The organism is Ruegeria sp. BC7 (assembly GCF_056539165.1).
In genome coordinates this window covers 316,506-329,662 of sequence record NZ_JBQFUL010000002.1, presented here as the reverse complement: position 1 = coordinate 329,662, position 13,157 = coordinate 316,506, and the positions used below count along the sequence as shown (strand labels likewise).

General features: G+C 59.5%; 13 protein-coding genes and 1 riboswitch. Of the genes, 10 read left to right on the top strand and 3 right to left on the bottom strand.

Annotated features, from left to right (window positions below; translation table 11 throughout):
• The first annotated feature begins 1 nt into the window (after position 1).
• A riboswitch (cobalamin riboswitch) is annotated at positions 2 to 208 on the top strand.
• A gap of 36 nt (positions 209 to 244) precedes the next feature.
• From ACR0KS_RS06625 to ACR0KS_RS06615, 3 genes are all read left to right on the top strand, one after another.
• Positions 245 to 415: a CbtB domain-containing protein gene (locus tag ACR0KS_RS06625; RefSeq protein ID WP_170382380.1), complete on the top strand. Its 171-nt coding sequence runs from the start codon at positions 245 to 247 to the stop codon at positions 413 to 415.
• Positions 416 to 419: 4 nt separating this feature from the next.
• Complete coding sequence (locus ACR0KS_RS06620) at positions 420 to 1,118, top strand: CbtA family protein (protein WP_170565293.1); 699 nt, start codon at positions 420 to 422, stop codon at positions 1,116 to 1,118.
• 66 nt (positions 1,119 to 1,184) lie between these two features.
• Complete coding sequence (locus ACR0KS_RS06615; protein ID WP_170565296.1) at positions 1,185 to 1,679, top strand: hypothetical protein; 495 nt, start codon at positions 1,185 to 1,187, stop codon at positions 1,677 to 1,679.
• Here the strand turns inward: ACR0KS_RS06615 and ACR0KS_RS06610 are convergent.
• A complete protein-coding gene (locus ACR0KS_RS06610) occupies positions 1,676 to 2,011 on the bottom strand; it encodes a DUF1636 family protein (protein WP_170565958.1) in 336 nt (111 codons plus the stop codon). The genes ACR0KS_RS06615 and ACR0KS_RS06610 overlap by 4 nt on opposite strands.
• 171 nt (positions 2,012 to 2,182) lie before the next feature.
• On the opposite strand from ACR0KS_RS06610, the gene ACR0KS_RS06605 reads away from it, so the two are divergent.
• The 7 genes from ACR0KS_RS06605 to mdoH all read left to right on the top strand — a co-directional run bounded on the left by ACR0KS_RS06605 (position 2,183) and on the right by mdoH (position 11,650).
• Positions 2,183 to 2,620, top strand: coding sequence for a DUF302 domain-containing protein (locus ACR0KS_RS06605; RefSeq protein WP_170565299.1), 438 nt, complete (start codon positions 2,183 to 2,185; stop codon positions 2,618 to 2,620).
• 78 nt (positions 2,621 to 2,698) lie between these two features.
• A complete protein-coding gene (locus ACR0KS_RS06600; RefSeq protein WP_170565302.1) occupies positions 2,699 to 4,318 on the top strand; it encodes a thiamine pyrophosphate-binding protein in 1,620 nt (539 codons plus the stop codon).
• The gene (locus ACR0KS_RS06595; protein WP_170565304.1) at positions 4,305 to 5,489 is read left to right on the top strand and encodes a CaiB/BaiF CoA transferase family protein; all 1,185 of its coding nucleotides are present in this window, start codon (positions 4,305 to 4,307) and stop codon (positions 5,487 to 5,489) included. Before ACR0KS_RS06600 ends, ACR0KS_RS06595 begins: the two co-directional genes overlap by 14 nt.
• A gap of 182 nt (positions 5,490 to 5,671) precedes the next feature.
• A complete protein-coding gene (locus ACR0KS_RS06590; protein ID WP_170565307.1) occupies positions 5,672 to 7,042 on the top strand; it encodes a tetratricopeptide repeat protein in 1,371 nt (456 codons plus the stop codon).
• Positions 7,043 to 7,071: 29 nt separating this feature from the next.
• Positions 7,072 to 8,289 (top strand): OpgC domain-containing protein, encoded by a 1,218-nt coding sequence (locus tag ACR0KS_RS06585; protein WP_170565310.1) that lies wholly within the window; start codon positions 7,072 to 7,074, stop codon positions 8,287 to 8,289.
• Complete coding sequence (locus ACR0KS_RS06580; RefSeq protein ID WP_170565313.1) at positions 8,286 to 9,785, top strand: glucan biosynthesis protein G; 1,500 nt, start codon at positions 8,286 to 8,288, stop codon at positions 9,783 to 9,785. Before ACR0KS_RS06585 ends, ACR0KS_RS06580 begins: the two co-directional genes overlap by 4 nt.
• Entirely contained in the window at positions 9,782 to 11,650 is a 1,869-nt protein-coding gene (mdoH, locus tag ACR0KS_RS06575; RefSeq protein ID WP_170565316.1) for a glucans biosynthesis glucosyltransferase MdoH, read from the top strand. The genes ACR0KS_RS06580 and mdoH overlap by 4 nt, the downstream gene beginning before the upstream one ends.
• Positions 11,651 to 11,660: 10 nt before the next feature.
• On the opposite strand, the gene ACR0KS_RS06570 is transcribed toward mdoH, so the two are convergent.
• Together ACR0KS_RS06570 and ACR0KS_RS06565 are read right to left on the bottom strand one after the other, a co-directional pair.
• Complete coding sequence (locus tag ACR0KS_RS06570; protein WP_170565319.1) at positions 11,661 to 12,476, bottom strand: PHB depolymerase family esterase; 816 nt, start codon at positions 12,474 to 12,476, stop codon at positions 11,661 to 11,663.
• Positions 12,473 to 12,934 (bottom strand): rhodanese-like domain-containing protein, encoded by a 462-nt coding sequence (locus ACR0KS_RS06565; RefSeq protein ID WP_170565961.1) that lies wholly within the window; start codon positions 12,932 to 12,934, stop codon positions 12,473 to 12,475. Before ACR0KS_RS06565 ends, ACR0KS_RS06570 begins: the two co-directional genes overlap by 4 nt.
• Positions 12,935 to 13,157: the final 223 nt, after the last annotated feature.

Sequence of the window (13,157 nt, the reverse complement as noted above, 5' to 3'; positions counted from 1 at the left end):
GGGCTAAATGGAGGCGTCTGGTCCTGCCGGAGAAATCCGGATGCTAAGAGGGAATTTGGTGCGACTGCCCGTGCAGTCAAGTCCAGAGCCGCCCCCGCGACTGTAAGCGGATAGCCCTTGTTCAACCAGCCACTCCTGATTTCAGGGGGAAGGCGAACAGGGGCATCGACCCGCAAGCCAGGAGACCTGCCAGGCGAAGAATTGAAACACCGGCCGTCGGGTGCGGCGGCAAAGGAGAAAAAAGATGGCAACACAAACAACAACGGCATCCGCATCGCGCGCTGGCTTCTTTCCGGTCATGTTCGCAGTGGTTCTGGGCCTGGGCGTTATCACGCTGACCGGGCATGTTCAGGCAGCCGCCCTGCACGACGCAGCGCACGACGTTCGTCACGCGACCGGCTTCCCCTGCCACTAAGACCATGTTTAGCCGTATTCTAACCAGCGCGTTGTTCGCTGGTGCTGCAGCGGGGCTGATTGCCGCCTTGCTGCAGTTGGTCTTTGTGCAACCTGTGCTGTTACACGCCGAGCTGTATGAATCGGGCGAATTGGTCCATTTCGGCGGAGAGGCCGTCAGCGCACACCCTGAGCTGCCGGGCATGTTCTCGGACCTGTTCCGCGACGCCCTGAGCGTGATTTTCGCCATGCTGACTTATACCGGCTACGCCTTGGTGATGGTGGCGCTGATGTCGGTAGCGGAAGGCAATGGGCACAAGATTGATGGTCGAACTGGCGTGCTTTGGGGTCTGGCCGGATTCGTTGCGTTCCACCTTGCGCCCGGCTTTACGCTGGCCCCCGAGGTGCCCGGAGTTGCTGCGGCCGACGTTTATGCGCGTCAGGTCTGGTGGTTTGCCACCGTTGCGGCTGCGGTAGTCGCCATGTGGCTGATCGCATTCGGCGGAAACCTGATCAGCTACGTGATCGCGGCTGCTCTGCTTCTTGCGCCTCATCTGATCGGAGCGCCGGAGCCGGATGTATTCACAGGACCTGTCCCGACCGAGATCGGCGCGCTGTTTGCCGCTCGTGCTTTTGGTATCGGACTGGTGGCTTGGGTTCTTGTCGGTGCCTTCGCCGGGTATTTCTGGCAGCATGAAGGTCAACGCGCCGAAGCAACGGCCTAATCGTCGAACAGACACGCGCGCCGGGTTTTACCCGGCGCGTTTTCTTTTTGTTTTCAAGGAACTGAAATGGCACGTTCACTTGCCCTTTTTGCAATCGGTCTTGTTTTTGGCGGGGGCGCTGGTTTCGTCGTTGCCGCCGCAAACGGGGTCACTTTCGACGGTCACGACCACGGAGATCCGTCACACCACTCAGGCACGGCCGCGGAATCGGTGGCCCATGATCACTCTGCCACCGTGAACCTACCCTCAGGCGAAAACGCGCCTGATGTCTCTGTCGCGCTAACGAAAGATCCAATGGCGGGGTGGAACCTGCACGTCATGCCCGAGAACTTTCGGTTCTCGCCAGAGAACGCCTCGACCGAGGACAAACCCGGAGAAGGCCACGCACATGTTTACGTCAACGGCGTAAAACTGGCGCGGCTATATGGCAACTGGATGCATATCAGCGACCTGCCGAAAGGTGAGGTCGAGGTGGCTGTCTCGTTGAACTCGAACAGCCACAGCGCACTGACCGTTGACGGCGCACCCGTCAGCGCCACGGTCAAGGTTCAGGTCGACTAAAGCGCGGGAATGCGCGCGCGCAAGCACATCCGAAGTCGCCCGCATGGACGGGCGTCTTCGATCCATCCGTTTGGGCTGCTCAGGTATGTCAGGCAAGTCGCGGCGATATCGTCCGCATCCGCCACCACATCGACCCCCGAAAACACGTAAGACGCCCGCCCCTGCCCTTGCAGCGCCAAGGCTGTGGGTTCAGCGCAACTGCTGAAACATGCTTGGTCGCCCAATGTCACCTGATCCTGCAGGCCAGCCGTTTTCAGCGCTTGCTGCACAGCCAGCAACTCAGCCGCGTGGTCGCGGGAACCGGAACAACTCTTGCAGATCAATAAGCGCATCTGATCCAAAGCAGACCTCGTTTCCTGTCATCCGCCTGTTTCTGAGCCTTTATGATCCGCCGCGCAATCCTGAAAGCGCACAAGATTGTGACTGCGCCGCGCAGTTGTTTCTGGCAAGTTTCGCTTGGGCACGTCTCAGGAGGTCGTCATATGAAAGCTCTCTGATTTGCGTTGGCAATTTTACCGCTGTCTGCTTGGGCCGAAGGGCCGCTGACGGGGTGGGCCACCTATCCGACAGAGAAAACCTTTGCCGACTTGGTGACTGACACCAAAAACGCCGTCAAAGAAAACGGGCTGATCGTTGTAACGCAAGCTGGGCCAACCAAAGCAGCCGCGGCGCGCGGGATCACTATTCCCGGCAATCTGGTCATAGGTGTTTTCAACAACGACTACGCAGTACAAGTTCTAGGAGCATCCGTAAACGCGATGATAGAAGCCCCGATCCGGTTCTATGTTACCGAAAACCCAGATGGCACCGCCACGTTGTCTTACAAGACGCCCAGCTTTGTATTCTCACCCTATTTGCCTGAAGGCGGTGACACGCTGAAAGACATAGCATCAGACCTGGACACAAAATTTCAAATTATAGCCGAAACCGCAGTCAATTAGTCACACTGGCGTGATCCGCCTTGCGTCCCGGGCTGTCCTCCGCAATCTGCTGTGAAACAGTTTATCGGAGCACGACTGATGCAGGACCTTTCGCCGCGCGCTGCGGACCTTCTGGCCGAACGTCTTTACGAGGCCGGGTGCCGCCACGCCTTTGGCATGCCGGGTGGTGAAGTTCTGACACTGGTGGACGCGCTGGAACAGGCCGGGATCACCTTTCACCTGACCAAACACGAGAACGCAGCAGGCTTCATGGCCGAAGCCGTGCATCACCGCGACGGCGCGCCGGCCATTCTGGTCGCGACGCTCGGCCCCGGCGCGATGAACGGGATCAACGTGGTCGCCAACGCCCTGCAGGACCGGGTGCCCATGATCGTGCTGACCGGATGCGTCGACGCGGATGAGGCGCTGACCTACACCCATCAGGTCATGGATCACGCGCAGGTCTACCGCTCGATCACCAAAGGAACCTTTACGCTTACTGCAAAGGGTGCGGACATCATTGCGGACAAAGCCGTTTCGCTGGCCAACCAACCCCGTCCGGGTCCGGTACATATTGATGTGCCGATCTCGGTCGCGGATACCCGCGTATCGGGCGTCAAACGTCGCAGGCTCACCAAACCCGGCGCGGTCGCGCCCGAGGGGAATTGCGTTGAGAAAGCCCGGCGCTGGGTCACCGAGGCTGAGCGCCCCATCGCCATTGTCGGACTTGATGTCCTTTACGATGACTCGCGCAACGTCGTGCAGGCGTTTCTGGAACACTTCAACATTCCATTCGTCACCACCTACAAAGCCAAAGGTGTTGTGCCCGAAGATCACCCCTTGTGCTTGGGCGGTGCGGGTCTGTCGCCGCTGGCAGATAAGCACTTGGTGCCGTTGGTCGAACAGGCTGATCTGGTGCTATGTCTGGGCTACGATCCGATCGAAATGCGCCCCGGCTGGCGCGAGATTTGGGACCCTGATGAGAAACGGGTCATTGATATCTCGGCCGTGGTCAATGACCACTACATGCATCAGGCCGGGTTGAATCTGGTGGCCGATACAGGTGCCACGCTTGAAGCGATTGCCAAGGGCAACCCCGCCCGCAAAACCTGGCCCGGCGATGAGCCAGCCAAGGTCAAATCCGCGTTGGCACAGGCTTTTCCAACCGATGATGAGTGGGGACCGGCTGCCGTCATCGCTGAAACACGGGTTGCCCTGCCGCCGGAAACGCTGGCCACGGCTGACAGCGGGGCGCATCGCATCCTGCTTAGCCAGATGTGGGAATGCGCCGAGGAACGTGGGTTGATCCAGTCCTCGGCCCTTTGCACGATGGGCTGCGCCGTTCCTATGGCGATCGGCCTGAAACTGGCCGAGCCCAACCGCCCCGTGATCAGCTTTTCCGGCGACGCCGGGTTCCTGATGGTCGCCGGAGAGCTTTCGACCGCCGCCGAATTGGGCGGCAATCCGATATTTCTGGTCTTCGTGGACGCAAGCCTCGCCCTGATCGAATTGAAACAACGGCAACGGCAGATGGGCAACAAGGGCGTAGACTTTGACCGCCACGATTTCGCGGCAATGGGCCGGGCTTTTGGCGGCAGCGGCCATACGGTCCGCAATCGTACCGAGTTGCGTGCGGCGCTGGACGCTGCGATGAAGTCCAACACATTCACTGTGATCGCCGCAGAAATCGACCGAGGAGGCTATGATGGCCGGATCTGAAGGCCCGCTGAAGGGCGTAAAGGTATTGGACCTGTCTCGCATCCTTGCGGGGCCGACCTGCACTCAGCTTTTGGGGGATCTGGGTGCCAACGTGATCAAGATCGAAAACCCGGCGACCAAAGGGGACGACACGCGCCAATGGGGGCCGCCCTATGTGGCAGACGCCGACGGAAACCCTTCGGACCTGAGCGCGTATTTCATGTCGGCCAACCGCAACAAGAAATCGGTCGCCATCGACATCGCGACAGCCGAAGGTCAGGCCGAGATCAAGAGGCTGGCCTCGCACGCGGATATTCTGATCGAGAATTTCAAACCCGGAGGGCTGGCGAAATACGGGTTGGATTACAAGGCGTTGTCGCAAGAGCTTCCCGGCCTCGTCTATTGTTCGATTTCGGGCTACGGACAGACGGGGCCGAATTCTTCGAAACCCGGTTATGACCTGATGGCGCAAGGGTATGGCGGCATCATGTCCTTGACCGGCGACCCCGAGGGCGCTCCGATGAAGGTGGGCGTGGGCATCGCGGATGTGATGTGTGGGATGTACGCAACCGTTGGCATTCTGGCCGCGCTTCGCCATCGCGACCTGACCGGAGAAGGTCAGCAGATCGACCTTGCGCTTGTGGATGCTCAGATCGCGTGGCTGATCAACGAAGGCGTCAACTACCTGACCTCTGGCGACGTTCCACAGCGGCGCGGAAATGGTCATCCGAATATCGTGCCCTATGATGTTTACGAAACATCGGACGGCCACGTCATTCTGGCGGTCGGGAATGACAGCCAGTTCGGGCGTTTCTGCGACTTTATCGGTCGCACGGACTTGGCCGATGACATCCGTTTTGCCACCAACCCGGCCCGTCTTGAAAATCGGGACGCGTTGAACGCGATCCTTCGCCCCGCCGTTCGGTCTTTTGACACAGAAACCGTGATCTCCGAGCTTGAAAACCGCAAAGTGCCCGTCGGCCCAGTGCAGACAATGGATCAGGTATTTGACACCGAACAGGTCGCGGCAAGGCAGATGCAGATTGCAATGCAGGCAGACCCGGCCGAGGTTAAATTGATCGGCAATCCGCTTAAATTCTCGCGCACGCCTGTCACATATCGTGCAGCACCGCCGGTCTTTGGGGCGGACACTCAGGATGTTCTGAACGCTGAAAATCCGTTCAACGATTGAAACACAACGCCGAATTAGGCGGCATGTTGCTGAAACATGCCGTTGAATCGGCGGTTTTTTTCACGTTTTACACACACGGCCTTTCACCAATTCGAGAGGTTGGTCGATACTGATACGACGCCGCTAGAGTCTCTGATAAGTCGAATATTGTAAAAAATTCTCAACTGGATCGGACCACAAGCATGAAACAAGACGTTTTCGGACAGATGAACACTCTGAGCCACCCGGCAAGCGTCGATGCGTGGAACGGAGTGCTGCTTGGGTTCATGGCGCACGCTGCGATCACCCCGCAGCACTTGGGCACAGTGCTCGAGCTTGAGCCCGACTTTGCATTGGGTCATGCGGTCAAAGGCTTGTTCATGGTTCTCTTGGGCCGGCGTGAAATGATGCCCGTGGCGACTGACGCGCTGGCCGCGGCAAATGCCGCGATGGAGCGCCAGCCGGTCACAGATCGCGAACGTCTGTACGTTGATGCATTGGGCCTTTACCTGTCCGACCTGCCCTCGCACGCGATCCAGAAGTTCGAGGAAATCTTGCGCGCACATCCACAGGATACGCTTGCGATGAAGCTCAGCCACGCCACCCGGTTTGTGCTGGGGGACTCCGCTGGGATGCGCCGCTCGATCGAACGGGTGATGCCCGCGTATGAACCCGACCACGCAGGGCGCGGATATCTGCTGGGCTGCCACTCTTTCGCGTTAGAAGAAACAGGCGCCTACGAAAAGGCCGAGATTGCTGGTCGTCAGGCATTGTGGATGGTGTCCGACGATGCATGGGGTCTGCACGCCGTGGCCCATGTGCACGAAATGACAGGCAATGCTCAACTGGGTCTGGACTGGCTGGCCGGGCGTGAGGACGCCTGGACCCATTGCAACAACTTTCGCTATCACGTCTGGTGGCACAAGGCGCTGATGCATCTGGATCTGGGTCAGGTCGATCAGGTGATTGAGCTGTACGACAACTACATCCGTCAGGACAAAACCGACGACTACCGCGACATCTCGAACGCGACCTCGCTGCTGTCCCGGCTCGAGCTTGAGGGCGTCAATGTCGGCAACCGATGGGAAGAACTGGCAGACCTCAGCGCCGCACGCACAGAGGACGGCTGCCTGATCTTTGCCGATCTGCACTATATGTTGGCCCTCACAGGCGACAATCGCCCCGAGGCAACCGGAAAGATTCTGCAACGCATCCAGAAAGACGCCCAGCGCAATCACGGCGACACACCGATCCGCATGTCCGATCCGGGGATCGCAGCGGCCAAAGGGCTTGAAGCCTTTGGCGAAGGTCTTTATGGCGAGGCCTTCAACTTTTTGTCGAGCGCGCGCGACTGTATGCAACTGGTAGGTGGCAGCCATGCCCAACGTGATGTTTTTGAGCGAATAACGATTGACTCCGGCCTGCGCGCCGGGCGCTTGGATGATGTCGAGCGCATCCTGGACGACCGCCGATCCAAACGGGCTGGTGGAGAGGACAATTATGCCCTTGCGCGCCGCGCTCTGATTGACGCGGCCCGCGACAGCGGCGACGCACAAAGCGTCCCAGCTGAATAACAAAAAGACTAAAGAAGGACAGAAAACGTATGGCGACTGCATCGCCCGCTTCTGATTTTGCGCCGGTGGCGTCCTCGACGGCTGCCCCTGCGCGCACGCGCGACCCGCGCCTTGATTTCTATCGCGGCATCGCGATGTTCATCATCCTGATCGCCCATATCCCGAACGACCCCTGGGCCAAATGGATTCCCGCTCGGTTCGGGTTCTCGGACGCAACCGAGATTTTTGTGTTCTGCTCGGGCATGGCTTCGGCCATCGCGTTTGGCGGTGCCTTTGTGCGCAAGGGCTGGTGGATGGGCACGGCGCGTGTCGCCTATCGCATCTGGCAGGTATACTGGGCGCATATCTGTCTGTTCTTCTTTGTGGCAATGTCGATGGCCGCGCTGGATCAGACCGGGCTTTTCGAGAAAACCTACGTCTCGTCACTGAACCTACAGCATTTCTTCAACGACCCTGCCCCGCAAATGGTCGGGCTGTTCACGCTGACTTACGTGCCGAACTACTTTGACATCCTGCCGATGTATCTAGTGGTTCTGGCCCTTATGCCCGTGTTCATGGGCCTGCACCGGATCGGATTCTGGGCCGTTGCCACCGCATCCATCGCGATCTGGTTGGTCGCACAGACAGGTGCACTGGCCTTGCCCGCCGAGCCGTGGTCGGAACGGCAGTGGTTCTTTAACCCGTTTGGCTGGCAGTTGCTGTTCTTCACTGGCTTTGCCTTCATGCGCGGCTGGATTCCTGCCCCGCCAGTGTCAAAAACGCTGATCTGGGCAGCGGCGCTTTTCCTGATCCTCTCGATGCCATTCGGGTCCTGGAAAGTGTTCATGTGGATCAATGCGGCAGCCCCTGACCTTGCCGACGAAATCCGCAAGGTCTGGCCCGTGACCAAGGAATTCCGCGACAAGACCGAGTTTGGCTTGTTCCGCTATATTCACTTCCTGTCGCTGGCCTATCTGGGCTGGGTCGTCGCAGGTGAACATGGCCACCGCCTGATTGCCACCGGGCACGGGGCCGCCGCGCGGGTCTGGCAATTCCTGTTGACCGTCATCACCAAAGTTGGGCAGCAATCGCTGGCGGTCTTCGTTTTTTCCATGGCAGCAGCACGACTTATCGGCGTCGGACTGGACCTGAGTGGGCGGGATGTTGCCAGTGTATTTGCCGCCAACATGATTGGCTTTGCCATGATCATCGGCGTCGCATACATGGCCGCCTGGTTTAAGTCACAACCTTGGAAGTCGAAAAAATGAATTTCACACGTCGCGCATTTCTGGCCTCAACCTCGGCGCTTGCATTCGCCCCGGCGACCTTTGCGGTAGGTGGTGAAGTTCCTTTCCAGCGCGACGATGTGGTCGCGCTTGCCCGTGATCTGGCCAGTCGACCGTTTGCTGAACGGGAAATGGTCCCGCAGGAATGGCAGGATCTGACCTATCAGCAATACCGCTCGATCCGGTTCCGTCTGGATCGCGCACTGTGGTACGAGACCGAGACGCCGTTTAACGTCGATTTCTTTACGCCTGGCCTCTACTTTCCCCGCACTGTCAAAGTGTCCACGGTCGAGGGTGGCATGGCCACGCCAGTCGCTTTCGATCTGTCGATGTTCGACAAATCCGAAGACGTGCCACAACTGCCCATCGACGATACGCTGGGCTTTTCAGGCCTGCGCCTGCGGACCGAGATGCACCGCCCCGGCGAAACGGACGAGTTCTGCGTCTGGCAAGGGGCCAGCTATTTTCGCGCTATCGGGCTGCACGAGGTTTACGGCCTGTCCGCGCGTGGCCTTGCCCTGAAGACCGGCGACCCGGACGGAGAGGAGTTCCCGGAATTCATCCGCTTTTGGCTGGAACGCCCTGAACCCGGCCAGCGCAACATGGTTGTGCACGCCCTGATGGACAGCCCCAGCGTGACCGGTGCCTATCGGTTCAACGTCTCCGCCGGCGCGGATTGCGTGATGGATGTCGAAGCCACGCTGTTCCCGCGAGAGGACCTGACCCATGTGGGTATTGCGCCGGGTACCTCGATGTTCCTGTTCGATCAGACCAACCACAGCCGCTTTGACGATTTCCGCCCCGCCGTCCACGACAGCGACGGGCTGCTGATCCGCAACGGCGCCGGAGAAGTTCTGTGGCGACCATTGGCCAACCCCACCCGCCTGCAGATTTCCTTTTTCGTCGACCTGAACCCGCGCGGTTTCGGCCTGATGCAGCGCAAGCGGGAATTCTCGGACTACGCCGATCTTGAGGCCAATTACCACAAACGCCCCAGCCTGTGGGTTGAACCGAACGGGGACTGGGGCAAGGGCACCGTAACGCTGGTGGAAATTCCGGCCGATCAAGAGATTTACGACAACATCGTCGCCTATTGGCGGCCGATGGAGCCATATGCGGCAGGCAGTCAGGTTGACCTGTCCTATCGCCTGATCTGGGGTGAAGAACCGCAGCGCACCCCAATGCCGCGCGTCATCAACACGGCGATGGGTGACAACACCTTTGGCGAAGGCCGTCTTGCCGTCATCGACTTTGAGCCAAGCGAGTTGTTCGATGATCCCGAGGCGATGACCATCTTCGTGGACTCGCCCCACGCCGAAACCTCGGATGGTGTATTGCAGCGTAACCCCGATACGGGCGGGTTGCGGCTGGCGTTCTCGTTCCAGCCGGGTGAGCGTAACCACGTCGAACTGCGCGCTCAGTTGATGAAAGACAAGCAACCGGCCTCTGAGGTCTGGCTGTACCGTTGGACCACATGAGCCACGACCTTCATATCATGCCGCCAGAAACCCCTTTGGCGATGCCAGCGCAGGATTTCCGCGCGGGGTTCCGCGATGCGCAGGTGCCGGGCGGCAAGCGCCCTTCGGCTGGTTTCTGGCGCGCGCTTGCGTTCTCGCCCGCGATGGCGGCGACGCTCGGCTTGCTATGGGTCATGGCGGACTGGTTTGCGGCGGAAGGGATCAATCTGGTGGAAGGTATCCTTCTGTCCTTGATCTCGTTCAATTTCTTCTGGATCGCCTTCACGGTCTGCACTGTTCTTCTGGGCATGATATCACTGTCCCGGCAAGAGCCGCCGCAGCGACAGGATCGCGCGCAACCGCTGCGCGTAGCCCTGTTGATGCCGGTCTACAACGAAGTGCCGTGGAATGTTCTGGGGAATGCCCGGACGATGCTGGAAGACCTGCGCGCGCAGGGAGGGCAGCACCACTATGCCATGTTCATCCTGTCCGACACTCGCGACCCCGAAATTGCGGCGCAGGAACAAGCCAGTATCGAAGCATTGCGCACCACGCTCGCCCCGGGGCTGGAGCTCTATTACCGTCGGCGCGAACAGAACACGGACCGCAAGGTCGGAAATATTGCCGATTGGGTCAGTCGCTGGGGCGCTGATTGGGACGCGATGCTGGTGCTGGATGCAGACAGCCTGATGACCGGCCAAGCGATCCTGCGCCTGACCGACTCGTTGGCGCGCGACCCCGGCGCGGGTCTGATCCAGAGCTATCCCCAACTGATCGGCGCGCAGTCGGTTTTTGCCCGCATGCAGCAGTTTGCCAACGGGGTTTATGGCATTGCCTTTGCCGAAGGTCTGGCCCGTTGGTGCGGGCAAGAGGGCAACTATTGGGGCCACAACGCCATTATCCGCACCAAGGCTTTTGCCAATTGCGCGGGCCTGCCAAAACTCCGGTCGCTGAGCGGTCAGGAAAAGCTGATCATGAGCCACGATTTCGTCGAGGCTGGGCTAATGCGCCGTGCCGGATGGGGCGTACGGTTCTTGCCCCGCATCCGCGGGTCTTACGAAGAGACCCCACCGACGCTGATTGATCACGCATTGCGGGACCGGCGCTGGTGCCAGGGCAACCTGCAGCACCTGAAACTATTGGACTCTACCGGGTTTCGGGCCGTATCGCGGTTCCACATGTTCCACGGTGCTGTTGGATACCTGATGTCACCGCTTTGGTTCGCCCTGCTGGTTATGTGGGCGCTTATCGGTCAGGGCCAGGACGCTTCGGTTCTGCACTATTTCAGCCCCGATAACCCTCTGTTCCCGCAGTGGCCGGAAATGTCGGAAACCCGCCACGTCCTGATCATTCTCGTCATGTACGCCATGCTGCTGGCCCCCAAAGTGCTTGGCGTTCTGGCGCTGCCCCTAAGCGGTAAGCGCTATTCCGAGTTTGGCGGCGGCTCCAAGTTTCTGACCTCATTTCTGGCCGAAGTGGTCCTGTCCGTTCTCTATGCTCCGATCCTTATGGTGCAGCAGATGATCGCCGTTTTCCGCACTGCGTTAGGCGTGCAGAAAGGCTGGTCCCCGCAGGCGCGGGACGGCGGCAGCTATGGGCTGCGCACCTTGATCCTTTGCCATGCGCTGGAAACGGTCAGCGGCATCGCCCTAAGCGTTGGCATTCTGTCCGGCCTCGTGTCGATCTGGCTGGCTCCGATTGCCATAAGCCTTGCGTTTGCCATCCCGCTGTCAGCGCTCAGCGGCGTATCATCCGCACCCGCGCGCCGAATGGTCGGAATGAAAGAAGACATTCAGGAACCCGCGATCACCAGATCGGCTCGCAGACACCGGGACGAGTTGAAACGCCTGATTGAGGGAAAGGGCGTCATGACACCTGCCGAGTAAGGGGCTTTGATCACCCCCCCGGCAGACCCTCATACCAGTCAACCATCATATCGGCCCACCCCTTTGGCACGTTGTGCCCACCGGGAAACAGCGCGAATTCCAGCGCGCTGCCATCGGCGCAGCCGCTCCAGTGACGACGCATGAATTGGCCGGTTGAGGAAAAGCCCGTTGGCTTGGTATCTGCGCATTCATTGGCCACACGCCATATTTCCAACCCCGCGAAAATGTCGCCCTGATGAAAACGGCCTCCGCCAAGGATACGGCCTTCCAGCGGGACCACATTATCCGTCCAGCCATGCGTGTGAAACATACGCACCGGTCCGTCGCAGCTTTGGGGATGAGGCCGCCAAAACCCGCCGGATACCGGCACATAGGCCGAAAATGTCTCGGGCGCGGCACAGGCGAGATAGTAGACCATGAAGGCACCGGCTGAGAATCCGCCCAGCACCACGCGGTCGGCGTCAATACCGAACCGGTCCGAGGCGTCCTGCACCACTTCGGTCAGGAAGGCGGTCTCGTCCCTGCCCTCCCATCCGGGGAAAAAGTTCCAGCTTTGGCGTCCGTTTCGCTCGGACCCTTCCGGCGCCATAACCGCATAGCCACGGGCCAGCAGAGGATCGACCATACTGCGGTTTTTCAATGTCCCCGTCGCGGTGCCGCCATACCCGTGCAGAAAAACCACCAGCGGCGGATTTTCAGCCTGTGGCAGTTCGATGTGATATCCACCCGAAGCCGTTTCGCACATCCTGTCCTGCTCGGCGCAGGCGGCAAGGCCGGTCTGTCCTGCAAGTGATAATCCAAGTGCCAGAGTTACCGTTCGGATCATAGAATTTCCTCGCCATATACGCCCACAGGCAACCCCGCACGCAGCCATCCCGGTCCGGCGGCGGACCCGAGCATTCCTTCGGGAACGTCAATAATATTGGAAAACCCGGCCGCGCTCAGACGGTTACTCAACCGCGCAGATCGCACACCGCGCGCACAGATCAAAGCGATTGCCGCGGTTCTATCGCCGTCTGCCAATTCATCCAACACGTCGACAAAATCTTCCCGGCGCATGTCCAGCGGTGCCGCGCCTTCTGCGACGCCTGTGGCCTTCCACTCTCGCGGCGTGCGGATATCCAGCAACAATATCTCACCAGAGACAGCCTGCTGATGCGCGTCCACGACGCCAATCTGGCCCCCATCGTACGGAGGAGGGGTAAGCTGATATTCCCGAACAGCGAAGCCGACAGCCAAGACAGCAGCGCCACCCAGCAATATCCATCTGCGCGCTTTGTTCATTTTGTCCGACACGCCGCCTTCTCCTGAACCGACGCAACCGGTTTATCACAGCATAGGTTTGAATTCCGCGCCGAAATTTTGCGCAGTCATCAAGATCGCGTCATTTCATCGCGTCAAAAACATCGGTTTGCGACCGCACTAGATCAAAGCTCTAAACTTGCAATAGCTGGACAGTCGGAAAAATTTCCTTACAAAATCAGTACCACTTTTGACCGCCCAGACC

Coding starts and splice junctions, on each gene's coding strand:
- ACR0KS_RS06625 (WP_170382380.1), top strand. CDS start 245: ATGGCAACACAAACAACAACGGCATCCGCATCGCGCGCTGGCTTCTTT.
- ACR0KS_RS06620 (WP_170565293.1), top strand. CDS start 420: ATGTTTAGCCGTATTCTAACCAGCGCGTTGTTCGCTGGTGCTGCAGCG.
- ACR0KS_RS06615 (WP_170565296.1), top strand. CDS start 1,185: ATGGCACGTTCACTTGCCCTTTTTGCAATCGGTCTTGTTTTTGGCGGG.
- ACR0KS_RS06610 (WP_170565958.1), bottom strand. CDS start 2,011: ATGCGCTTATTGATCTGCAAGAGTTGTTCCGGTTCCCGCGACCACGCG.
- ACR0KS_RS06600 (WP_170565302.1), top strand. CDS start 2,699: ATGCAGGACCTTTCGCCGCGCGCTGCGGACCTTCTGGCCGAACGTCTT.
- ACR0KS_RS06595 (WP_170565304.1), top strand. CDS start 4,305: ATGGCCGGATCTGAAGGCCCGCTGAAGGGCGTAAAGGTATTGGACCTG.
- ACR0KS_RS06590 (WP_170565307.1), top strand. CDS start 5,672: ATGAAACAAGACGTTTTCGGACAGATGAACACTCTGAGCCACCCGGCA.
- ACR0KS_RS06585 (WP_170565310.1), top strand. CDS start 7,072: ATGGCGACTGCATCGCCCGCTTCTGATTTTGCGCCGGTGGCGTCCTCG.
- ACR0KS_RS06580 (WP_170565313.1), top strand. CDS start 8,286: ATGAATTTCACACGTCGCGCATTTCTGGCCTCAACCTCGGCGCTTGCA.
- mdoH (WP_170565316.1), top strand. CDS start 9,782: ATGAGCCACGACCTTCATATCATGCCGCCAGAAACCCCTTTGGCGATG.
- ACR0KS_RS06570 (WP_170565319.1), bottom strand. CDS start 12,476: ATGATCCGAACGGTAACTCTGGCACTTGGATTATCACTTGCAGGACAG.
- ACR0KS_RS06565 (WP_170565961.1), bottom strand. CDS start 12,934: ATGAACAAAGCGCGCAGATGGATATTGCTGGGTGGCGCTGCTGTCTTG.